This window comes from Paraburkholderia sp. SIMBA_027 (assembly GCF_046535315.1).
GTDB lineage: Bacteria > Pseudomonadota > Gammaproteobacteria > Burkholderiales > Burkholderiaceae > Paraburkholderia > Paraburkholderia tropica.
Window position 1 is genome coordinate 1 of the sequence record NZ_JAWRWY010000166.1, and the last position, 383, is coordinate 383.

The window sequence follows — 383 nt, forward strand, 5'->3', positions numbered from 1 at the left end:
ATTTGGTGTGCCCAACGAACTGGTATCATCGGGACGTCATCCGCCGAGCGGGATACCGCAGGAGCCGGCCGATGCCAGCCATGGTGCGTGAATACAAGGGATATCGTATCGCGAGATGTCCCTTTGTTGACCATCTTCTCGTACGCGGCCAGCATTTCCGGCTTCGCTTCCAGTAAACGCATCGATGAGCTCGTTTTATGAGGGATTGGGCGGCTATGACGGGCGGCCGCAGTGGAACGGAGAGCCAATCAAGGCACGCGAACGCGCAGAGACGAGGGTCCCCGATTAACAGACCAGTTTTATTATTCGTTGACGGCAGCCTGCAGAACTTTGATTTTCTGGAGGATGTCGTCGAAAGCCGGGGGCCTGTCATCAAACATCAT

At 55.6% G+C, this 383-nt stretch carries 1 protein-coding gene; it reads right to left on the reverse strand.

Going from position 1 to position 383, the window contains the following annotated elements; all coding sequences use genetic code 11:
* On the reverse strand, nucleotides 1–182 hold a 182-nt coding region (locus SB764_RS38610; RefSeq protein ID WP_410866552.1), incomplete at its 3' end, for a hypothetical protein.
* Between the last annotated feature and the right edge of the window lie 201 nt (nucleotides 183–383).